Genomic DNA, 26,719 nt, shown 5'->3' with positions numbered 1-26,719 from the left:
CCTCCAAACATTGAATGATTGGATATAACATCGCTGATTAAGGTTGCAAAAAATGTTTAGCTGGCATGAATGGGCAGATATTTATGTGTATAGAAAGCCTTTGTAAATTGATGGTGGTCCAGATAGCTGTACTATCCTCATTACCTCATTTTTGTGTATATACGAGATCTGCAGGAAATGAATTTGTTATTTTATTTCAAGGTGAGATTAGGGAAAATAGAGGGCAGGGGAAGGCTGGACTATTGTCCCTCCTTCCCGCTGTCCAAAAGAAATGCCTTAGCTTGCTGGGTCTTTCCGCACAGCAAGAAAGCGCATATGGATGGGATATATATAAAGCTATCAGTGGCTCCACTTCTCCTTTGGTTTTTATTAACGTTACGGTTATTAAAGGGAGAAGAAGCCTGAAGATAACAACCCCATTTTTAAAAAAGGTCTGAACTTTCGTTATCTGCTTCTAAAAGATTCATTGTTAAAGCCTGGCATTATAGTAAAGGTTATAGAAATATAGGAGGATGAAATAAGGGAAAGGACGGCATATAAAAGCATGCCGCCCTTTCTTTTGATGAAGGAAATTATAAAATAGTATGGCCTGATCTCCGTAATTAGCGGATTGTAGATAAGGCTTTTGTCCAAGGCAGTAATTGATCCAGCATTTGATTTACTGAATCCGCCTGTACAGGCGCTGGTTTGAAGACCGTACCGTTTTCAAAATCTGTAAATAATGACAGTGCTGGATGTACACGAACATCTGCGACTAATAATTCACCTAAGATACCACGCAAGTGTTCTGCTGCACGTGCTCCGCCTACAGAGCCGTAGGAGACAATACCTGCTGCTTTATTGTTCCATTCTGCACGCAGATAGTCCAGGGCGTTTTTCAGCGCTCCTGTAATAGAGTGATTATATTCCTGTACGATAAAGATAAAGCCGTCTTGTTTTGTAATGATTTCCGACCACGCCACTGCGCCTGATGCATCAGTCCCCGGTTCACCTAAAAGCGGTAATTTATAATCCGCAATATCGATGATTGTATAATTTGCATCGCCGCGTTTGTCTGCTAACTCCTTCACCCATGCTGCTACTTGTGGGCTTACACGTCCTTCACGAGTTGATCCAATGATAATACCAATGTTTAATTTATCCATGTTATCTACCTCCTGATTATTTGTTTCTGTACCAAAAATTTTTTTAAGAAAGCTCATCTTTTCACCTCCTTACAAATATTCTTTCTCGAATTCTCTTGTACTTCTCACTGTATCGATTGGCCGCACCATGTTTTCGATTTGCTCTCGTTTTGCTTCAAGGAACGGTGGCAAGGAAAGAATTTCACCCACTGTTTCATATGGTTCATCTCCCATGAAACCTGGACCATCTGTAGCCCATTCAAACAAAATGCCTGGGGCGACACGCGCATAGAGAGACTCAAAGAAGAAACGATCTACATAACCGGATGTGTTGAATCCAAAACCTTGCATACGCTCAATCCACTTATGCAATACATCTGTATCATGTACCCGGAAGGCAGCATGGTGTACCGTACCAAAGCCTTGGCGGCCAGCAGGCAGAACAGTATTGTGCTCAACAATTACTTGAGCCCCGTTTCCTCCTTCACCCATTTCAAATAGGTGGAGAGAACCTTCCTGTGTAATTTCCCGCATATCCATTACTTTTTCTAGAACTTCCTTAAAATAATCAAATTGTGCGATACGAATATGAATTGGTCCTAGTCCTGTAATCGCAAATTCGAGTGGTACAGGTCCTTTTTGCCAAGGTGTGCCGGATGCTACTCCTTTGTTGTGCTCGTCTGAAATGAGCATATATTGCTGCTCGTCAAAATCTACAAATGAGAGCGTGTTTTTGCCGAATAATTCTTTAATACCTGTATGAGTTACATTATATTTATCAAAACGTTTTACCCAATACTCTAGTGCTGTATCTGTCGGTACACGAAAGGCTGTTTTGTAAATTTCATTTGTACCATGAGAGCCTTTTGGAATGCCTGGAAAATCGAAGAACGTCATATCTGTCCCTGCAGAGCCTTTATCGTCTGCGAAAAACAAATGGTAGGTTTGAATATCATCCTGGTTGACTGTTTTCTTCACAAGCCGCATGCCTAGAATATAAGTGAAAAATTCATAATTTTTTTCAGCGCTGCTTGTAATGGCTGTTACATGGTGAATACCTTTTAAATAATCCATATTGATAGCTCCTTTAAATTTATCTCGAATTCGAGATAAATGTGTAAAATTTTTTAGTCCACAAAGAAAGTGTATAAAACGTATTCTCCAAGCGAAATGTTATCTCGAAAAAATATATCTTGAATTCGAGATAATAATAACATGCTCAACGGAAGCTGTCAACTATATGCTTATAAAAAGTTAAAGAAGAAACCATGCCTTTTGTCCAACACAGGGCACCAAAAGAGAGCATGCCCTGTGCAGATAGAAAAAGGAATTGAGTAAGAAAGCCGCTGCAATTGTTCAGACAAAGAATAGCTAATTATTAGCTAGCTAAAGTCTATATCAACACTGCGTGGCTTCTTTTTATTTGTCTTTATCATTCTTACCTCTAGTATGCCATTTTTATACGTCGCTTTTATACCCTCACTTGAAACAGGGCTTGGTAATGCAACTGTCCGTTGAAAAGTACTTGAAGAACGTTCTTGGCGATACATATTTTCCTTCTTCACTTCACGAATGAGGGCAATCGTGCCCCTAATGCTCAGGTATTCATGCTCTACATGAATATGCAAATCTTCCTCGTTTTCTATTCCAGGAATATCACAGATCACGATGACTTCCTTAGCCGTTTCGTGTATATCAATTTTAAGATTGCCAAACATGTTATTCTCCCAATTGAAAGCTGACGGAAATTCAGAAAAGAGACGTTCGACTTCTTTTCTTATATTAGCTAATTGTTTAAACGGATCATCTGGAACTAAAGACATATTGTAAGCCTCCTATTCTTTTCTATACACCTATCGTATGCCTTGTTCCTTGTCCGCTATCTGGATGAATATCACCAGTTTTTAGTTCCTCGGCAGATATGCCCTTGTTTATATGCTTTTTACTAAACACATTCAGACTCTTGACTTCTTTAGAGATAGAAAAGGTCCAAATCCTTATTCTCTTTTAAGCCTTTCGCATATATTATATGTTTTGTGACTATTTTCCCTGAGAGAAGATAAAATACACCTGTTACTAAAGGTTATTTGAATAAGGGGTCCCTCGTTTTTTTGATGATAAAAGAGCTTGAAGGGAAGGGTTACAGAAAATTTAATGGAAGCAGAGGTACTGGAATTTTGTACTCAGAGAATGATTTAGTTTATCGCAGAGAAAATCTTTATTTTGCGCTGCTATTGATCGTCAGCATAATGGTGTATATTGCAATGCTTATATCCATTGTGGGTATTGCGATTTTAGCAGGGATTTTTCTGTTCTATTGGTTTATACACAATTTATCAATGGTCAACATTCGCAAAAATGGTGTAAAGGTAAGTGAGCAGCAGTTCTCAGCTTTTTATGCTCAAGCAAGAGAAGTGGCAGAACGTATGAAGCTGAAGGAAGTACCAGATATTTATGTCATGCAATCTGGTGGAGTTTTGAATGCTTTTGCGGCAAGGTTCGGATTGAAAAATATGGTAGTCCTTTATTCAGATGTTTTTGCATTACTGGAGGAGCAAGGGGAAGAAGAAGTGCTGTATATTCTTGCCCATGAGTTTGCCCATATTAAACGCAAGCATGTAGGCTATGGATGGCTATTGATGCCTGGTCTTATCCTTCCATTCCTAGGTAATGCTTATTCCCGCGCATGTGAATTTACTTGTGATCGGTATGGAGCATATTACAGCCAATCATTTGAAGGGGCGAAAAATGCCTTAGTCATATTGGCAATTGGGCCTCAGCTATATAGAAAAGTCGACCAAACTGTGTTTATGCAGCAAATTTCAGCGGAGGGCGGGATGTTCAGCTGGATGGATGAATTAATGTCTACCCATCCCAACCTGCCAAGGCGTATCCATTCTGTAAGTGCTTTTTTCAACAACGAAGATACACCAGAAATCCAGACTTCTAAGCGTGGTATTGTACTAGGAATTGCAGGCCTAGTTTTGGCATCAGTACTTCTATTTGCGGGAGTATGGTGGGGGTTTAAGCAGTTTGAAGAAAGTTTCCTTCTTAACGGTATCTTTTCAGATGAGGAACTCACTTATACTTATGATACTAGTGGCATGACTGAACTAATGCTGGCAGTTGTAGAAGGGGATATGGAGGCTCTTAAAGAGTATGCGGCCGATACGGCTATGCTGAATGAAGTGAATGATGAAGGCTATACAGCTCTCCATCTGGCAGTCATGGAAAGTAATCATGAAGCTGCAGAATATCTGTTGACGCAAGGGGCAGACCCGAATACGATGGATATTTATGAATTTACTCCACTTATGGAAGCTGTTACCTATGATGACTTGTTAATGACCGAGCTTCTTTTGACTTACGGCGCAGACAAGACAATCACTAATTCCCAAGGGTATGACGCTTATGGGTATGCACTCGATTACGGGTATACTGATATTGCACAATACATTCAAAACTTTTAAAAACAGCAGGCGAAGCTTTTGCTTCGCCTGCTGTTTTGCTAAAAAGAGTGAGTTTGTTAAATAAAATGATGACAGGAATTATAGCGGTTGGATTATAGAGAAGTTTCAATAAATGATTGACAGTCAGTCATTAGATACATAGAATGAAAGACAGGGAGTGATATTCTTGGCCGCACAAGATAAAAAAAAGCTGATTATTGAAGCTGCTGCAAAGGTGTTGTTAGAAAAGGGAATAGAAAAAACAAAGGTTTCTGATATCGTCAAGCAGGCGAGCATAGCCCAAGGAACTTTTTATTTATATTTTCCGAGCAAGCTTTCTGTCATTCCGGAAATTGCTAAAGAAATCGTTGAAGATATGCTGACAGCAATCCAGAGACAAGTGACGGAGAATGCCTCTTTCGAACAGCAAATAGATGAAGTAGTAGATGCATATATGGCCTTTACAAAGGATCATCGTGATACATTGCAGCTGTTATATGCAGGCTTGGCACAAAGTGAGCATTTTTCGCAATGGGAGGAAATTTATAATCCTTTATATGACTGGGTAGGGCAGCTTCTGGAAGAAGCGAAAAAGAAGAGAGAATTAGACGGGACAGTCCCGACGCTATTCACAGCCAAGTTTTTAGTAGGTACGATTGAATCCGCAGCAGAACAACTTTATTTGTATCAACGGAATGAAGATGAAATGGCTCACCAAGCGCATATTGGTGCTTTACTCGGGTTTGTAAAGCGGGCACTAGGTATTCAGTAGAATTGAATACCTTTTGTTTCATTCTAAAAATGACTGATAGTCAGTCATAAAAATAAAAGACTGGAGATATACGCTATGAGAAAAGATTGGATATTTGTTTTACTCACAAGCCTTATTGAAATAGTATGGCTGCTTGGATTCCAGTTTGCTACAGCATGGTGGCATTGGGTTCTGATTATAGGATTGATTGGACTAGACTTTCATTTCTTATCAAAAGCCTGTGAAAACTTACCGACAGGGACAGTATATGCCGTGTTTGCAGGGGCAGGAACGTTAGGGACTGTTTTGTTGGATACATTTTGGTTTGAACGACCATTGGATTTCGCTACTATTGGCTTCATGCTGATTTTGCTAACAGGAATTATTGGATTGAAAATCAGTGACTCCCTGCCAACAGAAAAAACAGAAAAAGTCTAGGAGGTAATGAAGATGGGTTGGATATTTATATTTTTAGCTGCTGCTTTTGAAATAATCGGCGTAATCTTTTTGCGCCTCTACAGCCAACAAAAAACGATTCGCAATTTAATAGGATATATAGCGGGGTTTGCTGCTTCGTTCGCTTTCTTATACTTATCATTGGACTATCTGCAGTTAAGTATTGCCTATGTTGTATGGGTCGGTATAGGGACGGTAGGTGCCGTAGCAGTAAACATTTTATTCTTTGGAGAGAAGAAGAGCCCCCTACGTATAGCTAGCATGGCTGCAGTGATTATTGGTCTCCTCGGCTTAAAGGCAATGAGTTGATGGAGAGATGAACAAGATTCATTGTGAATACTATTATATTGTGATCTGCAAAATGCCGCCCTTCTAAAAGAGCGGCATTTTGCATGTAGCCGGGCTTCTAACAGCAGTTGCTATTCCACAGCAAGCTCACTCTCTGTTACCCATTTATGGTTTGTTACTTTTTCACCGTTTGCTGAAGTATAGTCAACCATATAGACCGTTGTTTCTTCGGCGGATTCTATCACAGCCGTTGCATCGTCCATACCTTCCATATGATCCGCCTGCAGCGTCACTTCAGTACCCGGCTTAAGAGGAGCATCCCCCGGGTTTTCAAGTTCTTCATGAATAACCCATTTGTGATTTTCTACTTTTTCTCCAGAAGTTGTAGAAGTATATGATACAGCGTATACAGTCGTATCATAGGCGCCGACGATTGTCGCTTTTACATCGTCCATACCTTCCATATGGTCTGCATGCATAGTAGCTGTACTGCCTACCGGGTAAGTAGGGTTGCTTGCTTCTGCCAACCCTTCCGGCACTTCCCCTGTGCTCGAATGATTCATGCTTGAATGGTCCATATTAGAATGATCTGTCTGCTGCTGTTCAGCCGATTCATCTTGGTCATTCACTGTCGTTGGCTCTTCTTCTCCGCCGCATGCCGCAAGTGTAAAAGCTAAGGCCATTGTTAAGAATCCTGTTGCTTTTTTCTTCATCGTTTCTCCTCCTTGTTTACGCGTTATACCACTTATATTAGCCATTATGTTTGCAAATACTGTGCAGAAAATACTTTTAGTTGAACAAGTTTTTTATATTCAACCTCCAGCTCTTCAGCTACATTTCCCAATATGTGATAGTATCTAGCATGCCGAACAAAATGATAAATATACCGGCCCCTTTTTGGATGGCTTTTCCGATGGCCATGCTCTTTTTCATAATTCCACTTCTTTTCTTGACTTGCACTAGCAGCCATAATAGCAAGAGAAGCGGGAGAGAGGTAGCAATGGCAAAAATACCCGGCAGGACCAGACCGTAGGGTGAGGAAATGACCAGAGGCATAAGCCAGACAAAATAAAGAACAAACATTGTCGGGCAAAAGGCGATAGCAAAGCAGATCCCAAGTAAAAATGAATGGACTTTACCTTTATTGCTTATTCGTGTTTCAAAAAATGAAAGGCCGCTTAAAAATGGAAGTTTTATAATTCCAAGCATGACAAGACCAGTTATGATAAGAAGCGGACCAATTACTTTACGAAAAAGCGGAAAATATTCAGTGATTTTCGCTTCAAATGCTTGCCCGAATATCCATACAAAAAAACCAATCATGCTGTAAGTAACTATTTTTCCCAGCATAAATGCGAGCACTTCTCCGTTAGTTTCCTTTAGCCGAATCGTTCGACTGCCGTAAAGCGTGATAGTGCTTATATTCCCTGTCAATTGGCAGGGCGCCATAGAGCCAATCAATCCTAGAAGAAAGGCAGATATAATCGGGGAATGGCTGAAAGAGTTTAAATACATGGATAAAGGCGTGCTCACCGTTTGACTGAATTCTGATAGTAAACTATACATAGGCTATTCCTTTCGTATAGGCTAAGAGGTGGCTATATTTCCTATAAGGGATATTGCAAGCAGAGATTCCATCCTGCCGTGTTATAGCCGAATGAACGGTAATATCATTAGGCAGCAGAAGGAATTATGTCCATTTATAGCCGATTCCCCAGACCGTTTTAATGAGTTTGTTCATTGGAAAGCCCGCTTTTCTTAATTTTTCTCGTAAATTCCGTATGTGGGAATCCACTGTACGCATATCAATAAATGCATCAAATTCCCAAGCAATATTCAGAAGCTCTTCTCTTGTAAATGTCTTCTGAGGCCGCGATAGCAAGGCTTCAATTATTAAAAATTCCTTCAATGTCAACTGAACGGCGTAATGATGATAGTGTAGGGAAAATGTTTCTTTGTTTAATTCAAAGTCTTCATATACAAGCTTATTGCTTTGAATTTGTTCGTCTCCGCTGCGTCGTAGAAGAGCATTAACCCTCGCTATCAGCTCTCCTTCATCAAAAGGCTTCGTGATGTAATCATCTGCTCCAGTGTTGAGCCCCTTCACTAAATCCGACTTTTCAGCTCTTGCTGTAAGCATGATAATGGGGACATTTGAAAATTCACGTATTTTCCTGCATGTTTCCCATCCATCCATGTCCGGCATCATTACATCCAAAATAATGAGGTGGATGCCTTCCTTTTGCATGATACTAATCGCATCCTGTCCGTTTGTCTTTTTTAGGCATCTGAATCCTGCAGGTGCTAAAAACAGTTCAATTAAATCCAGCATCCGTTGTTCATCGTCTACTAATAGAATGGTTTTCATCTTTCATATCACCCTCCTTATATCGTAATAGTGAAGGTACTGCCCTGCCCCAATATACTGCTTACTTGTATGTGTCCTCCATGTGCTTCCACCAATTCCTTCACGACAGCTAAACCAATCCCTGAACCACCAAGTGAACGGGCCCTCGATTTCTCGACCCGGTACAGCTTATCAAAGATAAAAGGAATCTCGTTTGGAGGGATGCCTGTTCCTCTGTCTGCAATAGAGATGATGGTATGGTCGCTTTTTTGTAAAACGGTTACAGTTACCTCGGTATGAGCAGAGGAATATTTTTTCGCATTATCCAATAGGTTCAATACAATTTGTTCGAGTCGTAAAGGGTCGGCATAGATTTGAAAGTCGTTTGGGCAGTTTAATGTAATCGTTAAGCCCTTCATTTGGAAGGCGGGAAGCACGAGGTTTAAGATGTTTTGGAAGTATGCATCGGCCCAAAAGAAGCTCTTCGTAATTGTAAACGAGTTTTCATCCATCTTAGCTAAATCAAGTAAATTTTTTACCAGTTCCTTCAATCGTTCTGACTCTTCTGTCAAAATGCTTAGGTAATACCTTCTTTCCTCTTCGCCGATATCACTTCGGGAAGCTACTTTTGTATAGCCGATTAAATAAGTCAAAGGTGTACTCAATTCATGTGCTACGGAAGCAAGAAATTCATTTCGCTCTTTTTTCAGACGAGCTAAATCATTCGCTAACGTTTGGATGGCGGAGGAAAGCTCCCCCAATTCATCCTGCTTGAGCTTTGGCAGCTCCACCTTGAAGTCGCCTTTATTAATTTTCTCTGTTGCTTCTTTCATTCGAATGAGCGGTCTTGTTAAAATTTTCGATAATGCAAGGTAGGCAATGAACAGCACTAATATACTGGTAATACCGGCAATACCAAAATGGAAGTTCAGCTGATCCACTAGCCGTTCAATTGGATACGTGCTTTGAAACATGACGACATAGCCCTCTTGTCCCGTAGACTGTATAGTGAAAGGGTGGGCGCTAATAAGATAAGGTGAGCCCTTCCAATCGCCGTTCAATATCTTATCGCGCTCTAAAAAATCTTCCGGCCATACAGGCGTAAGATCGTGCAGGATCGATGGATCTCTTTGTGAGCTTTTCATTACATTTCCTCGGTCATCCGTAATTATGACTTCCCGGTCCATATCCACCTCCATCAAAACGATATGGTCCATTGTTGCATCCGAATAGTGTTCAACTAGAACATCCCTATGATTGGAACCGTTTGCCAACAATCTTTCGAATTCTTCATTGATTTTAGTAGTAAGGATACTTTGGTGCAGATAGAGCATTAAAAATGCTTCCATAACAAATACCGTAAGGAAAAAGTAGACGGCTAATTTTGTTGACATCCGCTTCATTGGAAAATGACACCTCTTTCAAAAGCTAATTATAAGAATAAATTATGAAAAAAATATGCAGAGGACGGCCGGAAGCAAAAGAAGAAAGTTTAAGCAAGATAATCATTTTCAGCTTAGCTTACCTTGTACCTGCTGCTTAAAAATAATAAAAATCAAAAGTATGTTTAGTTTGCAAATAGATGGTTTTCAGATGAAAAGAGTTGAGTAGCAAATCTATCATACTACATATATTGTGTGGGTTAATTATTCACAGCGGTTTCGGTCTGCTGAGATTTTGTAATGTATAATAAATGTAAAATAGTGGTGTTATGAAAAAGAAGGGGGTTTCTGAATGATTCGTGTACTAAATACGCAGGATGTTGAAGCATATCAGAAGATAAGGCTTGAAGCACTGCGCGCAAACCCGGAGGCTTTTGGATCAACGTATGAGAGGGAGAAAGGTTTTACACTTGAGGAGGTATGCCACCGGATAGCTCCTCAGCCGGGGAAATTTACGTTGGGAGCATTTATAGAAGAAAGGCTGGCAGGGATTGCGACATTTGTCCGGGAGGATGGTCCAAAGACGATGCATAAGGGCAATGTGTACGGTATGTATGTTTCTACAGAAAACAGAGGCCTGGGGATCGGAAGAAAGCTTCTTGAAGAACTTATAAAGAAGGCACAGCAGCTTGATGGTGTCGAACAAATCACGCTTACAGTTGTTCAGGGCAATGAAAAAGCGAAAGCATTATATGCAAATATGGGCTTTACGGTATTTGGTATAGAAAAGAATGCTCTAAAAGTAAACGAGGTATATTACGATGAGGAATGGATGGTGTACTTCTTATAGAATAGTAGGCGGGCAGTCACTCTAAAGGATTAATGAATATGGCGGCGGCAGGTTATAAAAAAATAAACCATACAACCTATTATAGGGAGAGGCAGTTCTCTATAGTAAGTAGTTGCAGGAGGGTATCATGCAGACAGACATTTCTATTTTTCTTTCTTTTGGTGCGGGTGCGCTAACATTTCTCTCACCATGTGTATTTCCGTTATATCCTGCGTTTTTATCATACATAACAGGCTTAAGTATCAATGAAATACAAGCTGGTAAACTGCGGGGAAAATGGCAGGCAATCTTTCATACATTCAGCTTTTTAATAGGGTTCTCCATTATTTACTTAGTACTTGGCTTTAGTACTAGAGAGGGAGCTTCACTTCTTAATACATGGTTTTTCCAATATGGTGACCTGGTCCGTCAGATGGGTGCATTGCTGATGATTGTATTTGGTCTGGTAGCGTTAGGGCTGCTGCAGCCGAAATTTATGATGAAAGAGCACAAGCTTCACATCAAAAACAAACCGGCAGGCTATATTGGTTCGATCTTAATTGGGTTAGCATTTGCCGTAGGGTGGACTCCTTGTACAGGTCCTATTTTGGCAGGCACACTAGCCCTTGTTGGCAGTAACCCGTCACAAGGCTTATGGTACATGGCGGCATATATATTAGGCTTCAGTATTCCATTTTTACTTATGGCTTTTTTTACGGCGAGATTTACATGGTTAAAAAAGTACAGTGGTACAGTGATGAAAATAGGTGGAGGAATTATGGTAGTAATGGGCATTGTTTTGTTCTTCGATAAATTTACGGTCCTCAATTCATTGATTCAGCCATTTTTCGGGGATTTTCAAGGGTTTTAAGTAATTGGTCCTCTTCTTGTACGGTGGGAAACTGACTGCTCTCTATTGTAGCAAAAACAGCAAAATAGGCTTGGCATGGTCATCATCATCTTGCTCATACCGAAAATGCAATTAAGAAATAAAATCACCCCTGTTTATCAAAAAGCTTCTGAGAAACAGGGGTTTTCAGCAACTTGAGGGCAATTCTTTTTTGTCGCCATTTGCTGAGTTAACTAAATTTTAGAATCCCGAAGTTTAACCCATACTTTGAAGAAATAAAATCGGAGACTAAGGGAGCGGATTAGATGGAAAAGGTATTAGAATTAATGAGACTGGGACAGCGGCTGAAGGAGGAACTACGCCATAGCTGGCTTCCTGCAGGACGCCGGGAAAGCGTCGCAGAGCATACATGGAGCGTTGCATTGATGGCAATGGCAATCGAGCCTCATCTTTCAACTGAAGTTAATATGGAACATTTGTTGAAAATGATCATCATCCATGATTTAGTAGAGGCACATGCCAAGGATATTCCACTTTTCTATACGATGGATAATGAAGAGGCAAGAGCGCTGAAGCTTCAAAATGAAATGAAGGCAATTGAACAAATTCGTGATTTGATTGGAGACGAGAGCGGCAAGGCGTTATATAATATATGGCTGGAATTTGAGCGCAAGGAAACATATGAAGCAAAGGTAGCAACTGCACTCGATAAGCTGGAAGCGCAGATTCAACAAAATGAATCAGATATCCGGACATGGCTGCCAATTGAACATCAGATGGTATTTATGCTGGGACAGTATACAGACTTCGATCCGGCGTTAGATGAGCTTCGAAAGCAGGTTGAGGGGGAAGGGGAAAAGAAACTTATAGCAGCCAATATTGATACGGAAGTGCTTAAAAATCCTCAAATGCAGAGAGATTTTGAAGATTAATAGCAAGCAGTTACTGTCTTTTAGCTGTTATTTTATCTTTCATGCAAATAAATTATAGCTGTCTTTCTGCCTTCAGCTGATCTGAATCAAAGGAAAGTAATTCAGGGATAATTAGCCGAAAGGTTGAAGAAGGTGTGAGACGGGAAAAATTATTTGAAGAGGTGATATTATGGCCATGGTCCGCCAAGCAATGTTTCCATATTTTAAAAAATATATCAAGGCGCTGCCAATTACCTATACGGATGAGATACTACTTACTGATCTTTTTTTATTGGAAGAGGATACGGAAAAGGGGCTGCAAGTTTACTATACACCGTTTGAATATGTAAATCCGCAGGCAAAAATTATTATTGCTGGTATTACGCCGGGACTTCATCAAATGAAAAGGGCGTATTCTACAGCCATAACGACTGCAGGAACAGATGAGGAAATTTTAAGAACGGTAAAAAGAGAATCAAGCTTCCACGGTACAATGAGAAAAAATCTGGTAGCTATGCTGGATGAACTGAAATTGGCTGAACAACTTGGTATTGAGACATGCGGTCAGCTTTTTGGGACATGCCATCATTTATTACACAGTACCTCTATTCTGCCTCATGCTGTATTTTATAAAGGACGAAATTACAACGGAAGCACACCGAAAATCCTGAAAACACCGCTGCTTAAGAAATATGCGGAGGAATATTTCCCAGGGAACATTGAAGGGATTAAGGAAACGCTCATTGTCCCTCTAGGTGTAAATGTACAAGCAGTAATCGAGGATTTGCTGCTAGAAGGGCTGATACCTGGTCATCGATTACTACGGGGGTTCCCTCATCCTTCAGGAGGAAATGGACACCGCTTTCGGCAGTTTGCAGAGCACAAGGAACAGATGATGAAGGAGATTGAGGAATTTTTCAGCTCTCCAGAAAACAAAAAGGATAGATGAAACACCGATTTAATTCGTGTTTCATCTATCCTATTTATTTATTGAACGATCCGGTACATGAATGTAGCATAGTGCATACGAGATACTTGTTGATTTGGATTAAATTTACCCATTGAACCAGTGGTAATTTGGTTTGATGATAAAATATTGATATAATCGGTTGCCCAGTGGTGATTTGTATCTGTGAAGCTTAACAAATGAGATGGATCTCGTTCGAGATGGAAGGCATTGACAAGAATCTTTGCCAATTGGGCACGTGTTAACGGATTTTCAGGGTTGAATTTGCCATTAGTACCGTCAACAATGCCTGCCTGATACAAAGCCATAATTTCCGTGTAATAGGTGTGTGATTCTGGTACATCTGTAAAGACTGTTTTTTCACGAATCGGCTCCAGAGAAATACCACTGCGGTAAATCAGAGATGCAACATGTTTTCGTGAAATAGAGGCACCCGGCTTAAATGTTTGGTCGGGATATCCATTAATAATTCCCATTTCCTTCATAATCTGAATTTCCTTGAAGTATGGATGGGCAACTGGTACATCGATAAACGAGTTCATTTTAGCAAGTATCTTTAGATTCCTTGTTTCTGCATAACTGAATCCGAAATGGTCCACCACAGAATAAGCCACCCAATAGTTACCTGGCGAAGTAATTTCCCGGTCGATAGAAGTGCTGATTTCGTCTATCTCCATTCCCATGATATTGTAGGCTTTGGCTGTTCTAGGGAGTTTGATAGTCTCCCCCTCAAATAGGTACATATCCTTTAGTCCTGTAATGCGGGGGGCACTGTATGGAGCAACCGTAACTTGCCGAGAGACTGTTTTTGTTTCATATCCTTCCTTCTCGTAAGAATAAGAAACGGAATATAGACCTGCTTGGGTTAAATTAACTGTGCTTGTTACGTTTAATTCTCCTGTCAAGTCATTATTCAATTCGTCCGTTGCTTTAATACCTTCTAAAGGATCAAATGAACTGCCGATTAATACAAGCTTATCATCAGCACCTTCAATTGTGACTTTGCTCTTCGCAGCGACTGTAATGACGACGAAGCTTGAAATCGTATTTCCGGCTTTATCCGATACCCGGTATGTAATTGGGTACTCCCCCGGCTTCGAAGTGTCAACAAAAGAGAGGATACGAATAGAAGAAGTAATATCGCCATCTACATTATCAATTGCCTTTATTCCCTCGAGGAGATTTACTTTATCGCCGGCATAGATAGTTCTGTTCCGGATATTCTGGAATTTTGGAACTTCTAAATCGGTAAGTATTACTTCCTGACTGAAGCGAGCTATATTGCCAGCTGTATCGGAGGCCTCATAGTGGACCGTATAAGTGCCAGGTATATTTGATGGGATATCATGTTTCACCTTTACTGATGTAGACACGTTCGAATCTACATCGTCGTATATTACCAAATTTTGGGTTAAGTTAAATGGACCGGTTACATTTAATTTCAGCGTGCCCTTCTTTTGAAAAGTAGGGGGAACAATATCGTTTCCATCGAAAATAGTGAAAGAAACAGTTGAAGACCAGTTGTTTAGCGATAGTTCGTTATCTGCTAAATAACTGACATTGCCATGTATGTCACGAGCATTGATATAGGAGACGTACCACTGCTCATTGAAAGCTGCTGCTGGAATGGTATAGGTTCCGATATATGTTTCCGATGCAGCATCGTATTTCAACTGAATGCTTGTGCTGGAAATTGAACGGTATTTTGGCTTTATTTTTACATACACCCATTCCAGCATGGAATCGTCCTTTACTTTTACAGAGACGGTCACTTTCCCGCCAGGAGCTATGACCGCTTTATCAATTTGAATAGAGAGGATCTCAGGAGGTGTACTGTCAGCCGTATTTGCCATTGTATCGGCTGTACCTAAGGCAAAGATAGATAAACATGATAGAACAAAAATAATGAGTAGACGTTGCATAAAAAAAATTCCCTTCATATACTATTATCTTTATTAAATCATAAAAATAATAGGAAGAAAGGAATTGGTAGTATAAAAGAATTGTTTTTTTGATAATTGTAATGGCAAATATGGATATAAAGTGTTATTAACCCATTTTACTCCTCTGGTTTATGAATAAGCGAGTCTGATGAAACAGATTCAGTAGAGGTACGTTCCATTTGATCGCCTTCACGTTTCCGATATTCAATAGATAATACATAAATTACGAAGCAAATAAACAATGTCATGCCCCAGAAGTAGCCTTTTAAATACAGCTCCCACGTTGTATTGTAGACGGATACCATCCCCCAGCCGATTGCCAGCAAGGAAGAAGTCCATCCCCCGATTATATAAGCTGAGCCAGTCTGTTTACCATCTTCGCGGTCAAAAGAAAATTTAATCGCAAAAAAGATAGAAAACCCAGCCCATAGAATAACCATTATATAATACCCTTTCTCCATACGTACCCAGTCAGAGTTGAGTACGCCCACTACGAAAAAGCTTACCGATACAATGAGGGCAAACCAAGAGATAAGATATAAGCGGTTTTGCATGTAAATTCCTCCATTTTATAAAATTCTTCTATTGTTAATTAATATACATAATATCCCAAGTTTTAAGATGAACCTAGACTTTATGCAGCATCTAGACGTTAAATTAGTAAAATCCTACATTTCTTTTGTAGAAGCGGAAAGCCTTTTGCTTCTAACGTGGACAACAACCTTCGCTTATTTACCAATTAGAAGTTAAACATCAAAAAACCTACATATTCAAAACATGCCATTAAATTACACATATCATATCACAAGGTATTTACCCCTCAAAGATATTTATTTTGCGATTATTTTATGAAAAGAAGAGACGGTAATTGAGGATGGGATAAAAGTCCTTTCAATTATTCAAGATAAATCAAAATCAATTTGTAATTCATAAACTCTACGAGGAATTCACATTCTTTTTTCCTAGTTGTTTAGTCCTTTTTTAGAAGATTTCCGTTTATTTTGAAAATCGCTAGGGAACAGAAGTATTGATTCAATAAAACCTTGAGGAGGAATGAATGCATGTTTGAGCACCGTAAAGGATTACAGTTTGAAGTAAAAGTAGAACGACCAGACCCAATGCTGGCTAGACAAATTCAAGAAGTACTAGGCGGACAATTCGGCGAAATGAGTGTAATGATGCAGTACCTGTTTCAAGGATGGAATTGCCGCGGAGAAGAAAAATACAAAGATATGCTGATGGCAATCGGCACAGAAGAAATCGGGCACGTGGAAATGCTTTGTTCCTTAATTTCTCAATTATTAGATGGGGCAACGCCAAGTGCTCAAGAAGAAGCGGCGAAAAATCCAACAATGGCAGCAATCATGGGAGGAGTCAATCCACAACACTTAATCGTAAGTGGTTTGGGCGCCACACCAAAAGACTCTAACGGGGTACCGTGGAATGCCGGCTATATTATTGCGAGCGGGAACTTGCTTGCCGACTTCCGTGCAAACTTAAACGCAGAGTCTCAAGGCCGATTACAAGTGGCGAGACTTTATCATATGACATCAGATGAAGGAGTACGAAAAGTATTCCGAAAAATGTTAGCTCGTGACCGTTATCACCAATATCAATGGATGGCGGCAATAAAAGAGCTGGAAGAGAAAAACGGCGTTGTGGTACCAGCAAGCTTCAAGCCTGAAGATGAACTGGAAGCACAGCCGCATGCATATGAATTTTACAATTTAGAAGAAGGAACGGGAGCGAAAAACGGTCTTTGGGCAGAAGGAATGGCACCGGATGGAACAGGGGAATTTGTATTCCTAGATAATCCGGAACCAATGGGACAAGTACCAAAGCCGGCTGTTCCTCCAACTTCCCTTCACCACGACCTTGATATGCCATAAGCCAAGTGACTGTATGAGGCCTATAAGTAATTGATGCTTATAGGTCTTCCACTCCAAAAAGGATGAGAAAGGATGCGGACATAATGAAACAAAGAATACTATTCATTTCAGACCATGGCGATCCCCTTATGCCGCTCGGAAGCAAGCAGGCAGGCGGTCAAAATAATTATGTAAAACATTTAGCCCTATCTTTAGATAAACTTGGTTATACAGTCGATGTTATTACCCACTGGTGTAATCAAGAGGCGCCAGCAACCGAACCACTAGGCGAACACGGCAAAGTGTACCGCTTCAATGCAGGAAGACCAGGTTTTGTAGAGAAGGATGAGATGTTTAGCATACTACCAGCCTTCTATGCAGAAATAAAAGAGAAGATGGACCTTGAATCTTATGACGTCATCCACACTCATTATTGGTTATCTGGTGTACTCGGTTTAATGATTCAGAAAGATCATGGTATCTACTGGGTTCATACAAACCACTCATTGGCAATCGCCAAGGAGCAGGGTACAGGAAAAATTGATCCAAAACGTAAGCATTATGAAGAGCGCATTATGCAAGATGCAGATGTTATATTAGCTACTACTCCAACAGAGAAGGCGCTGATTGCTAAATTCACAAAAAATGTGAGCGATATATCTGTTGTACCAATTGGGGTTTCACCAACTTATCTGACCCCTCCGCTTACAACTAGTACTATTAAATTCCCTTATTATTTCTATGCTGGACGTCTTGAAGCTTCAAAAGGAATCTTTGACTTATTAGCAGCCTTCCGTCAGCTTCTCACAACACACGACGTTCAAGAAAATGTAAAGCTTCTTATTGCAGGCGGCTGTTCAGAAACTGTTGATCTGCAGAATCTTCGACCAAAAGATCCAAAACTGCTAGCAGCATTAGAAGGCATAGAAGACCGGGTTTATTTCCTAGGACCAAAAAAGGAAAAGGAATTAAAAGTATTGTATGCCAATGCGATCGCGACAATTATGCCTTCCCATTATGAATCATTTGGGATGGTGGCAGCAGAGGCACAAGCTTGTGGCTGTCCGGTCATTGCCAGTGAGGTCGGCGGTTTGAAAGACGTCGTGAAACCTGGTGTGACAGGGTTACACATTCCAAAATCACATGCGAAAAAACTGAGTGAAGGAATGGCATACTTCCTGACAAAACGCAGCCAGCTTGCCAATATGAGAAGACAGGCAAAAGAACATGCTAAAAATGAATTCAACTGGGCGAAGATTGCCTCTAAAGTGAATAAGCTATATAAAGGAGCAGGCTCTTATGTATCAACCCCTTAAACCATATGTCTTGGCGACTGATCTGGATAATACGATCGTCAGTCCAGATGTGCCGCATCAGGATTTATGGGAGTATTTCCAAGATAATACACCTTCATTAATCTATATCACAGGCCGCCACTATCATTCTGCTAAACAGCTGATTGTGGAAGAAGGTCTACCAATGCCGGATGTGCTCGTTTGTGATGTTGGCGCCTCTATCTATGTTGGAGCTGAACTAGAACTGGATCAAGATTGGGCCGGCCAGCTTCAATTGGCTGATTTTGATAAGGTTCAGAAGATGGCAGCAGAACTGGGCTTGGCATCTCAGGATTTGCCGACAAAATGGCGCCTTGCTTATTTTGCAACGGCTGAGCAGGCGGAAAAGCTAAAGAATGCTATTGAAGCAAACAAGCTGAGTATAAACATGATCTACAGCGGCGGCCGGGATTTAGATATTCTCCCAGCAGAAGTAGATAAGGGAAGAGCTTTGCAATATATACTAGATACGTGTAAGCACACCTCTACTGTTATTGTGTCAGGTGATTCAGAGAATGATTTGAGTTTATTCAATTTAGGTTATCCGGCGATTGGTGTAGGGAATGCATGTGAAAGCATTCGTGCTATGCAGCATCTTCCACATGTATATCTTGCAGAGAAGCATGCTGCCCATGGTGTTAAAGAAATGTGGGAACAAATCATGAATGAAAAGAAAAAGGAATCGCACGCTTCCCTCTGACAAGCAATTTGAGAATTGGCTGGAGGGAAATTTTTATCCTTGTTTTTTATTTATATGATCAACGGTCATTGTCTATAAGCCAATGCCTGTTTGTGAAGAATTCCATAAGGGACAGCCCTTAATGGAAGAGCAAACCATAGCATTTTATATCATTGAATAATAAATAGTTTCCATCCAAGCCGATGCTAAAATTTGTTTAGTATCGGTTTTTGTATTGTATATAAAAAACTAATAAATCGCAGCCGGGGAACATGAAAGAAAAGGCAGCATCTTTCGCAGAGACACTCATGCTCGAATATCTTTTACCTAGATAGCTAAAACGCCAGAAAAATATACTGTGTCGTATACGAAAAAGAAGTTTTATTTACAAACTATTTTCAGGAATGTTCATGGGAAATGAAGGCAAGAATAATAAATGAAGGGACTTTATATAATGAAGAAAGATAAATCATAATAGTTATTATGTTCTTGTGCTTCTTTTTACATGACCGGTTGTTTTTTATTAGCAGGAAGAGGACTTTTCATGGTGGAGAATGCCAGCTTAACGAAAGTTAAGCAATATTTCGATAGCAGGGTGATGAGATATCAAACTGATTGGCTTAAGTTGTATAATTGCAGTATTAAATGTCTTTGATGGTTTGGCTACCCACTATGGTTTGAAGAATGCGCTGATTATAGAAGCGAACCCGATAATGGATTTTTTATGGAAGAATAGTCCATCGCTATTTTTATTAGCGAAAATAGGGTTGTCAGCACTTATTCTCTATGTTTCCCTCCATATTTTGAAAAAGAGCGGAGCAGCTTTCAGGAAATTATATACGTTTTTATTAGCCGGTGTATCTGGTCTCTATGCCGGGATATTGTGTCTTCACATCGTATGGATATTTTCATTGTAAAGGTCTGGCTGGGAGCTTTATATGAAATGAAAATTGGCGGCCTTTACAGACCGCCAATTTCTGTTTACTAACGCTCAGACTTCTTTGAGTTATCTGTTTGTTTGTATGCTGAGTTGTTAGTACTACTGTAATTTGGATCTGAGTTGAACGTATCTGCGTTCGAAAAGTCTTCCTCCTCAGCAACCTCTGTCTGATAGCTAGGATTTCTGTATGTGGCATTAGAATTCGTAGCGGCACTAGAAGCTTCGGCTTCCGCTAAAGGTTTCGTTAGCAGAGGAATACAGACGAGCCCGGCAATCCCTACGATTGCATAGATAATACGGGAAAGAACAGAGTCTGTTCCTCCAAATAATGTGGCAACTAAATCAAATTGGAAAAAACCGATAAGTCCCCAGTTGATTGCACCAATAATCGCAATGACTAAAGCCGTTCTATAAAGTGATCCCATTGTTCACACCTCCTTTATTTTTCAGGCAAATAAGCCTTCCTTTTAAATTGCCCATTTTTCCGAAAATCATGGATGAACAAAGATTATTTTTTGTACATAAAATGAACGACTCTGATGCACCTTATCTTTTCAAAGGCTATTTTAAAATTCAAGGTTCCATTACATGAGGTTATAAAATGCAGCAATCACTAGTAAAAGGAGTTTCTCAGCATGTGCTGCTGCTTAATATAAGATAAATGGTTATTTTTGAAAAAATAAAAAGAGAAACCTGTTTTAGGTTTCTCTATTCATTATATTTTTTTAGCGATGGTCAGGTTTAACCAGCCGAATAGGATGGTTAGGATTGGACTCAAGAGACAGAAGAAGGCAAATGGTAAGTAGTCCATAACGGGCACTTCAAGCATCGAAGCGATAAATAGACCGCAGACACTCCATGGAACAAGTGGATTAATAACAGTTCCGGCATCTTCCATAACGCGGCTCAGGCTTTTTGGCTGTAGTCCCATTTCATCGTATTTGGATTTGAAGGCTTCGCCTGTCAACAAAATTGATAAATATTGCTCACCAACAAGGATATTGATACCGATTGCTGTAAAAGCAGTTCCAGTAATTAATGCACCAATCGATGCCAGCAATTCTTCTACTTTTGCTAAAAGCGTCTGGATGATGCCGAGGGCAAATAACAGACCACCCATACTCAGGCTCAATAAGACAAGCATGATGGTAAAGAACATACTGCTAATACCGCCGCGTGTTAATAAGGAATCGATCACTTCTACACCCGTTTTTGCTACATAGCCATCATACAAAATGGAGAAGTAGTCCGGGAGCGTTAGCGATATATGCAGCGTCGAGAGAGCAAGAGCTGCAACCGAACTAATCGCGAGCGTGAGAAAAGCAGGGATTTTAAACAATGTACATACAATCAAAACAATAAGCGGGATGATAGCATACCAATGGACGAAATTTAACTCTACCAAAATTTCCTTATAAGAGCTGATGACGTCTGTCTTCATAGTCTGGATAGATGGAGACAGTACGGTGTATAGAATAGCACTAATTAAAAAGGCAGGAATCGTCGTCCAGCTCATATTTTTTATATGCTCAAACAAATCGATGCCTACAATGCTCGCAGCCAAATTTGTCGTATCTGAAAGAGGCGACATTTTATCACCGAAAAAGGCACCTGAAACAATGGCCCCTGCTGTCAGGGCAAGAGAAGCATCAATTGCTCCGGCAATGCTGATAAATGCTAGACCGAGCGTAGCGACAGTGGTTAGTGAGCTGCCAATGGCCGTACCAATAATTGCCGTAGTGACAAATACGATCGTGTAAAAAAAGCTTGCACTAACAATCGAAAGGCCTATATATAACAGAGTTGGAATCGTACCGCCTACAATCCAGCTGCTAATCAATATACCGATCAGCAGGAAGATATAGATAGCTCCGATTCCTGCCTGGGCGCCGGAAAGCATGCTCTCTTCTAGCTTTTTAAAGGGTACTCGTTTTAGTAACCCATAAAAAAGTAAAAAGAAGATGGAGCACAGAATAGGAATATGCGGGGTAGCTCCAAACTTACCGATAGAAATTGAGATTGAAAGTATAACGAATGCTACAATAAAAAACGCCTCTAAAAAAGAGGGACGTATTTTTGCTTCAATAGAAAACATATGACGGCTCCTAGATGAAAAATAAATTTACTTCATCGCTTCAACTCGCGAAAGTATATAGCTATTGTAACACTCTTAGAGCATAAGTCAATAGTGTGAAAATTGAAGGGAAAACAGAGTAGAGAAAAGACTATTTTTCAACAGGAATGGACGATCAGTAGTATATGTTCAGACGTTCTATCTCTCTTAAGTTTTTATGAAAATCCTATTTCAAATAAATATCGCGTTATTTTATCCGACTAATATATTTTCCTCCATTTTCTCCTCAATCATTTGTAGTAATTCTTCTGAAGTGTCAGCTTTTACGATCTCGCTATTTACAATGGCAAAAAGACAAGAATCACAAGTTTCACAGTGAGATGTACAGCCTGCTTCCTCAATAATGACATCTTCTCTACCGGTCAATTCGTCATAAGCATCGGCACTGCCAAATGAAAGGTTTGAAATACAAAACTCAACATGGTGTTTAAGGGGTTTATCTTTGCGTTTAAATAAGGATTTGAACATTGCATAGACTCCTCGATTTTTCTTTTATTGTACTCATTTTTCAAGAGCTGGTGCAATTGCCCATTTGGCTGATTGACAAATTGCAAAGAAAAAGAACGGAATACTGAAATGATAGGGAAGAGTCAGTGATTAGTCGGAATCAGCCGCATAAGGTAATAGTAAGGGTATTAGAAGATAGAAGAAGTAAGTCGACCGGCAAGAATTATATATTGATTGCAGTTTATATAAAGAGAAAGGACGCGGTTCCCTTATGTAAGGGGATACCGCGCCCTGTTTCTACATGCGGCGTCGCATCACATCTAAATCATCCAGATGACTACGGGCCTCTTGATCTGCCTGCTGTTTTAATTCATATACTGATTGCTGCTCTGTTGGAGTATCTAAGATTAAACCTTCGGGTGTTTCTTTTCGGGCATAAATAACAGTGGCACCTTGTGAGAGCTCATTGCTCAAGTAGGAAATTTCTGCTTCTGTTAAATCAATCTGACGCAATGTTTCTGATTCAGCGTCTTCGCCCGTAAAGAATGCTTTAAACTTATCCATCCAGTTTCCCGCTTCATGGGTGTGAATATCAGAATCCAATTTAATGTTTTCGTAGTTATCTATATCTTTAGAAAAAATGTGAATCTCATGTTCAGAAAAACCTTCTGATTTAAGTGTTTCTAATTTATAGAAGAAATCTTCGTGGCCATTCGTTACTTCAATTCGGTAATGTTTGTCCATCTTTTTCACTCCTTCTAACTTGTATTAGTACTTTCTTTCCCGCTCTTCTTTCTTTAGAAACACGGTTAAGGAGATGTAATGCAACTGTAAAGAAATTGCAGAGGAATAAGGACAAAAAATGCAACAATAGCAGAAATGAGGTGAGAGAATGCACGCATTTTTACTTGAGATGAAGCAGATAGACGTAGCCATTCATCATTTTTTATCAGATTACGGTTATCTGGTTTATATACTTTTATTCCTGTTAATTTATTGCAAGACTGCGTTTATCGTTCTGACATTCCTGCCAGGAGATGCTACCGTCTTTGTTAGTGGAGCACTCGTGGCGATAGGGGAATTGAATGGCTGGTTTTTGCTGGTGCTTCTGTTTACAGCAACAGTTTTGGGGGATGTACAAAACTATTGTATCGGCCGTATTGGTCGTAAAATGACGGGTAGATGGTGGATCCTTTCAAAAAACACGATGCAATCGGCAAATGATTTTTTAAAGCAATATGGAGAAAAGGCGATTTTATTTTCTCGCTTCATTCCGCTGATGAGGACAATGATTCCTTGTGTGACGGGGTATACCCGATACTCCTTTCGTGCATTTTTAACGTTTAATGGCCTTGGCGGGATTGTGTGGGTAACTTTATGGCTCGGTGCAGGGCTGCTTTTAGGACAAATCCCTATCATTGAACAGAACATGGCTATTTCAATTCCTATTATTTCATGCATTCCATTTATTCCACCAATTATTTGGTATATCATAAAATCTGGCCGGAAGAAAAAAGGGCTGGCAGACTGTAGCGCCGCCAACCCTGTTGAGTATGTAACAGTTATACTTGAATAAGAGACTGATTAATTAGTACACCAATTCCCACAGCAATTAAAATCCCTAAGCAAGAGACAATAACGTAAGTTGGTTTTAACATAAAATCGCTCCTTTCATATTACCAACATTATAAAAGCACAGGGGAATTTTGGATGTGAAAAAAATCACACTTTGTTCAAAAATCACGCAAATATTTACTAGTCTGTGGGCAAAATTTAAATAATTCGCTGCAGGTAATAAATAATTAGCCATTTTTGTGTTATATTTATTGAAAATTTTGTCTTTAAAAGGAGCTTACACAAGATGTTAACTTTCTCTGTTCCACCGCTTCATCATGAAAAAATGGCTGAAGCAAGGGAGTATATTGATTCTTTAACAAAACCGCCAGGGAGCTTAGGCAGGCTGGAGGAACTGGCGATTCATCTTGCTGGCATGACAGGAAACGTTCAGCCTGATATTCAGCCAGCTTCACTCGTTTTTTGTGCTGACCATGGAATTGTAGAGGAAAATGTCTCTGCTTCGCCCCAGGAAGTAACTTATGAAATGGCTATAAATATGGCAGAGGGGGGAGCCGGAATCAGTATATTTAGTAAAATGATTGGTGCTCCATTGAGCGTCTATGATTTAGGCATCATGCGTCCTGTGCCGCATAACAAAGTAATCAATAAGAAAATCCGTGAAAAAGGAACGGCTAACTTTTTGAAAGAGCGTGCAATGACAGAAGAAGAGGCATGGCAGGCAATTAAAGTTGGCTACGACGCGGCCAAGCAGGCAATCAAAGAAGGAGCAGGCTGTCTAATTCTCGGAGAACTGGGGATTGGAAATACGACTGCGAGTAGTGCTATTTCAGCAGCTATCCTTGACATCGATCCAGAAGCGGTTGTCGGACGTGGATCGGGCATTGATGATCAGCAATTAATCAGAAAAATTGAAGTTTGCCGTGAGGCACTGGCTTTTCATAAACCTCAAAAAAATGATGCAATCGATTTATTATCAAAAGTCGGTGGCCTTGATATTGCGGGGATGGCTGGCGCAATGGTTGGAGCAGCAGAAATGCGAACTCCTATTTTATTGGATGGATTCATTTGTACAGTCTCAGCCTGTATGGCGGATTTACTTGCCCCAGGAAGTGTAGATTATATGATTTTATCTCATAGCTCTGTAGAGCCTGGACATAAAATTATCGCTGACTATCTGCATAAGCAGCCGCTTGTACAGCTGGATCTACGGCTTGGGGAAGGGACAGGCGCTGCTGTTTCTTACCCAATTATCAAGGCAGCGAATGTGATGGTAAAGGAAATGGCAACATTTAGCGGGGCGAAAGTTTCACAAAAATAAATAGCAGCTATAGAACAAGATGTAAATAATGAGTTTCAAAAGCGCGTATAGGCACCTGAAAAGGTGACTGCTACGTGCTTTTTATTTTTTGTAAATAAATTTCGAGATAAGGAAGTTACCCTGCTTTTGCGATCTGTATTCTTCTGCAACAATGTTTCCGAATTCTTCAACACGAAAAAACCTTTCACATTATTTGTTAAATAACTTTTGCCTTCCACGCTGTTTTATCACGATATCGTCATAATCGAGGTAAAAGGGACACTTTACACCTTTACTCTGACATTAAAAAAATTTCACATAAAAATTACTTGAACTTATGTTTGACACATTCGGGGCGTAAAGTACCGATTATCAGTGAGATATCCATTGGTGTATGACTAGTGAAAAGAAGGATGAAGGAGGAAGGGAAATGCCGATTCATACATCATTTAATCCGAAAGGTAGAAAGGAAATGAAATTTGGCATTACGCATATGGATTATATAATGCTGCGTAATAAATTACGTTATGTGATGAGATCTGATCCACATACAGGGCCAACTGGACATTATTTAATCCGTTCATGTTACTTTGACAATTTCGATAACAAGGTGATGAACGAGAAGAAGGAAGGTTTTTTAAATCGCGATAAATACCGTGTCCGCAGTTATGGAAAAAGCTTCGCAACCATTAATTTGGAGAGAAAGTCAAAACGCAACAATTTGACCTTTAAAACGAAATGCAGGTTGACGGAGCAGGAATTTAAAAGCATGCGAACTGGAGAGATCGACTGGATGGAAAATGACGAAAGGACATTGCTGCAGGATTTATTCCGTGAAATGAAATATAAGGGATTAAAGCCGATGACGGTTGTCGACTACGAGCGTGAAGCTTATATCTATCTTTACGGTAATGTGAGGATTACGTTCGACAGTAGGGTGAAATCAAGCCTAAGGAATACAGATATGTTCAATGCAGCCTTGCCAATGGTCGATGTATTAGAGCCGAGCGAAGTCATTTTGGAAGTGAAATATGATGAATACCTGCCGGACATTATAAAAATGATGCTGCAGGGACTTAATGTAAAGCAAGAAGCATATTCGAAATATCAATTAAGCCGTATGTACGGATAAATTAGGAGGAATA

28 protein-coding genes are annotated in these 26,719 nt (G+C 40.0%); 15 read left to right on the top strand and 13 right to left on the bottom strand.

Features of this window, described 5'->3' with window-relative positions:
• Positions 1-602: 602 nt before the first annotated feature.
• The 3 genes from AA0Y26_RS21215 to AA0Y26_RS21205 all read right to left on the bottom strand — a co-directional run bounded on the left by AA0Y26_RS21215 (position 603) and on the right by AA0Y26_RS21205 (position 2,947).
• Positions 603-1,145: an NADPH-dependent FMN reductase gene (locus AA0Y26_RS21215; RefSeq protein WP_413368342.1), complete on the bottom strand. Its 543-nt coding sequence runs from the start codon at positions 1,143-1,145 to the stop codon at positions 603-605.
• Between the two features lie 69 nt (positions 1,146-1,214).
• The gene (locus tag AA0Y26_RS21210; RefSeq protein WP_413363991.1) at positions 1,215-2,198 is read right to left on the bottom strand and encodes a ring-cleaving dioxygenase; all 984 of its coding nucleotides are present in this window, start codon (positions 2,196-2,198) and stop codon (positions 1,215-1,217) included.
• A gap of 308 nt (positions 2,199-2,506) precedes the next feature.
• A complete protein-coding gene (locus AA0Y26_RS21205; RefSeq protein ID WP_413363990.1) occupies positions 2,507-2,947 on the bottom strand; it encodes an Hsp20/alpha crystallin family protein in 441 nt (146 codons plus the stop codon).
• A gap of 354 nt (positions 2,948-3,301) precedes the next feature.
• Between AA0Y26_RS21205 and AA0Y26_RS21200 the strand changes: the two genes are divergently transcribed.
• The 4 genes from AA0Y26_RS21200 (at position 3,302) to AA0Y26_RS21185 (ending at position 6,089) form a co-directional block, all read left to right on the top strand.
• Positions 3,302-4,594 (top strand): M48 family metallopeptidase, encoded by a 1,293-nt coding sequence (locus AA0Y26_RS21200; RefSeq protein WP_413363989.1) that lies wholly within the window; start codon positions 3,302-3,304, stop codon positions 4,592-4,594.
• 166 nt (positions 4,595-4,760) lie between these two features.
• Complete coding sequence (locus tag AA0Y26_RS21195; RefSeq protein WP_413363988.1) at positions 4,761-5,345, top strand: TetR family transcriptional regulator; 585 nt, start codon at positions 4,761-4,763, stop codon at positions 5,343-5,345.
• 75 nt (positions 5,346-5,420) lie between these two features.
• Positions 5,421-5,762: a DMT family transporter gene (locus tag AA0Y26_RS21190; RefSeq protein WP_413363987.1), complete on the top strand. Its 342-nt coding sequence runs from the start codon at positions 5,421-5,423 to the stop codon at positions 5,760-5,762.
• 12 nt (positions 5,763-5,774) lie between these two features.
• A complete protein-coding gene (locus AA0Y26_RS21185) occupies positions 5,775-6,089 on the top strand; it encodes a DMT family transporter (RefSeq protein ID WP_413363986.1) in 315 nt (104 codons plus the stop codon).
• A gap of 110 nt (positions 6,090-6,199) precedes the next feature.
• On the opposite strand, the gene AA0Y26_RS21180 is transcribed toward AA0Y26_RS21185, so the two are convergent.
• The 4 genes from AA0Y26_RS21180 to AA0Y26_RS21165 form a co-directional block, all read right to left on the bottom strand.
• Positions 6,200-6,781, bottom strand: coding sequence for a YdhK family protein (locus AA0Y26_RS21180; protein WP_413363985.1), 582 nt, complete (start codon positions 6,779-6,781; stop codon positions 6,200-6,202).
• Positions 6,782-6,899: 118 nt separating this feature from the next.
• Complete coding sequence (locus AA0Y26_RS21175; protein ID WP_413363984.1) at positions 6,900-7,634, bottom strand: sulfite exporter TauE/SafE family protein; 735 nt, start codon at positions 7,632-7,634, stop codon at positions 6,900-6,902.
• 124 nt (positions 7,635-7,758) lie between these two features.
• Positions 7,759-8,436, bottom strand: coding sequence for a response regulator transcription factor (locus tag AA0Y26_RS21170; RefSeq protein ID WP_413363983.1), 678 nt, complete (start codon positions 8,434-8,436; stop codon positions 7,759-7,761).
• 17 nt (positions 8,437-8,453) lie between these two features.
• Positions 8,454-9,818, bottom strand: a complete 1,365-nt coding sequence (locus tag AA0Y26_RS21165; protein WP_413363982.1) for a sensor histidine kinase — start codon at positions 9,816-9,818, stop codon at positions 8,454-8,456.
• A gap of 331 nt (positions 9,819-10,149) precedes the next feature.
• Between AA0Y26_RS21165 and AA0Y26_RS21160 the strand changes: the two genes are divergently transcribed.
• The 4 genes from AA0Y26_RS21160 to AA0Y26_RS21145 all read left to right on the top strand — a co-directional run bounded on the left by AA0Y26_RS21160 (position 10,150) and on the right by AA0Y26_RS21145 (position 13,336).
• Positions 10,150-10,647 (top strand): N-acetyltransferase family protein, encoded by a 498-nt coding sequence (locus tag AA0Y26_RS21160; protein WP_413363981.1) that lies wholly within the window; start codon positions 10,150-10,152, stop codon positions 10,645-10,647.
• Between the two features lie 127 nt (positions 10,648-10,774).
• Complete coding sequence (locus AA0Y26_RS21155) at positions 10,775-11,497, top strand: cytochrome c biogenesis CcdA family protein (RefSeq protein WP_413363980.1); 723 nt, start codon at positions 10,775-10,777, stop codon at positions 11,495-11,497.
• Positions 11,498-11,781: 284 nt separating this feature from the next.
• On the top strand, positions 11,782-12,408 hold the full coding sequence (locus AA0Y26_RS21150) for an HD domain-containing protein (protein ID WP_413363979.1): 627 nt from the start codon (positions 11,782-11,784) through the stop codon (positions 12,406-12,408).
• 169 nt (positions 12,409-12,577) lie between these two features.
• The gene (locus AA0Y26_RS21145) at positions 12,578-13,336 is read left to right on the top strand and encodes a hypothetical protein (RefSeq protein WP_413363978.1); all 759 of its coding nucleotides are present in this window, start codon (positions 12,578-12,580) and stop codon (positions 13,334-13,336) included.
• A 38-nt stretch (positions 13,337-13,374) separates the two neighbouring features.
• On the opposite strand, the gene AA0Y26_RS21140 is transcribed toward AA0Y26_RS21145, so the two are convergent.
• Positions 13,375-15,276: an immunoglobulin-like domain-containing protein gene (locus tag AA0Y26_RS21140; RefSeq protein ID WP_413363977.1), complete on the bottom strand. Its 1,902-nt coding sequence runs from the start codon at positions 15,274-15,276 to the stop codon at positions 13,375-13,377.
• Positions 15,277-15,413: 137 nt separating this feature from the next.
• Complete coding sequence (locus AA0Y26_RS21135) at positions 15,414-15,851, bottom strand: YiaA/YiaB family inner membrane protein (RefSeq protein ID WP_413363976.1); 438 nt, start codon at positions 15,849-15,851, stop codon at positions 15,414-15,416.
• A gap of 507 nt (positions 15,852-16,358) precedes the next feature.
• Between AA0Y26_RS21135 and AA0Y26_RS21130 the strand changes: the two genes are divergently transcribed.
• From AA0Y26_RS21130 to AA0Y26_RS21115, 4 genes are all read left to right on the top strand, one after another.
• Entirely contained in the window at positions 16,359-17,186 is an 828-nt protein-coding gene (locus AA0Y26_RS21130) for a manganese catalase family protein (protein ID WP_413363975.1), read from the top strand.
• A gap of 83 nt (positions 17,187-17,269) precedes the next feature.
• Positions 17,270-18,481, top strand: coding sequence for a glycosyltransferase (locus AA0Y26_RS21125; protein WP_413363974.1), 1,212 nt, complete (start codon positions 17,270-17,272; stop codon positions 18,479-18,481).
• On the top strand, positions 18,465-19,199 hold the full coding sequence (locus AA0Y26_RS21120) for an HAD-IIB family hydrolase (RefSeq protein ID WP_413363973.1): 735 nt from the start codon (positions 18,465-18,467) through the stop codon (positions 19,197-19,199). The genes AA0Y26_RS21125 and AA0Y26_RS21120 overlap by 17 nt, the downstream gene beginning before the upstream one ends.
• Positions 19,200-19,783: 584 nt before the next feature.
• Complete coding sequence (locus AA0Y26_RS21115; protein WP_413368340.1) at positions 19,784-20,095, top strand: DUF5658 family protein; 312 nt, start codon at positions 19,784-19,786, stop codon at positions 20,093-20,095.
• 67 nt (positions 20,096-20,162) lie between these two features.
• Here the strand turns inward: AA0Y26_RS21115 and AA0Y26_RS21110 are convergent, their stop codons facing one another.
• The 4 genes from AA0Y26_RS21110 to AA0Y26_RS21095 all read right to left on the bottom strand — a co-directional run bounded on the left by AA0Y26_RS21110 (position 20,163) and on the right by AA0Y26_RS21095 (position 23,443).
• On the bottom strand, positions 20,163-20,543 hold the full coding sequence (locus tag AA0Y26_RS21110) for a DUF378 domain-containing protein (RefSeq protein ID WP_413363972.1): 381 nt from the start codon (positions 20,541-20,543) through the stop codon (positions 20,163-20,165).
• A gap of 290 nt (positions 20,544-20,833) precedes the next feature.
• Positions 20,834-22,213, bottom strand: coding sequence for a Na+/H+ antiporter NhaC (nhaC, locus tag AA0Y26_RS21105; protein ID WP_413363971.1), 1,380 nt, complete (start codon positions 22,211-22,213; stop codon positions 20,834-20,836).
• Between the two features lie 231 nt (positions 22,214-22,444).
• Positions 22,445-22,720, bottom strand: a complete 276-nt coding sequence (locus AA0Y26_RS21100; protein WP_413363970.1) for a DUF1450 domain-containing protein — start codon at positions 22,718-22,720, stop codon at positions 22,445-22,447.
• A 276-nt stretch (positions 22,721-22,996) separates the two neighbouring features.
• Positions 22,997-23,443, bottom strand: coding sequence for a general stress protein (locus tag AA0Y26_RS21095; RefSeq protein WP_413363969.1), 447 nt, complete (start codon positions 23,441-23,443; stop codon positions 22,997-22,999).
• Positions 23,444-23,591: 148 nt separating this feature from the next.
• On the opposite strand from AA0Y26_RS21095, the gene AA0Y26_RS21090 reads away from it, so the two are divergent.
• The 3 genes from AA0Y26_RS21090 (at position 23,592) to AA0Y26_RS21080 (ending at position 26,706) form a co-directional block, all read left to right on the top strand.
• Positions 23,592-24,275 carry a DedA family protein gene (locus AA0Y26_RS21090; protein WP_413363968.1) on the top strand — a complete coding sequence of 228 codons (684 nt, stop codon included), beginning with the start codon at positions 23,592-23,594 and terminating at the stop codon, positions 24,273-24,275.
• Between the two features lie 285 nt (positions 24,276-24,560).
• Positions 24,561-25,595, top strand: coding sequence for a nicotinate-nucleotide--dimethylbenzimidazole phosphoribosyltransferase (gene cobT / locus AA0Y26_RS21085; RefSeq protein ID WP_413363967.1), 1,035 nt, complete (start codon positions 24,561-24,563; stop codon positions 25,593-25,595).
• A 409-nt stretch (positions 25,596-26,004) separates the two neighbouring features.
• On the top strand, positions 26,005-26,706 hold the full coding sequence (locus AA0Y26_RS21080) for a polyphosphate polymerase domain-containing protein (RefSeq protein WP_413363966.1): 702 nt from the start codon (positions 26,005-26,007) through the stop codon (positions 26,704-26,706).
• Positions 26,707-26,719: the final 13 nt, after the last annotated feature.

It is taken from the genome of Lysinibacillus canaveralius, assembly GCF_047301505.1.
Taxonomy (GTDB): domain Bacteria; phylum Bacillota; class Bacilli; order Bacillales_A; family Planococcaceae; genus Lysinibacillus_B.
The sequence above is the reverse complement of the archived record's forward strand: the minus strand, read 5'-3'. Positions and strand labels throughout refer to the sequence as shown.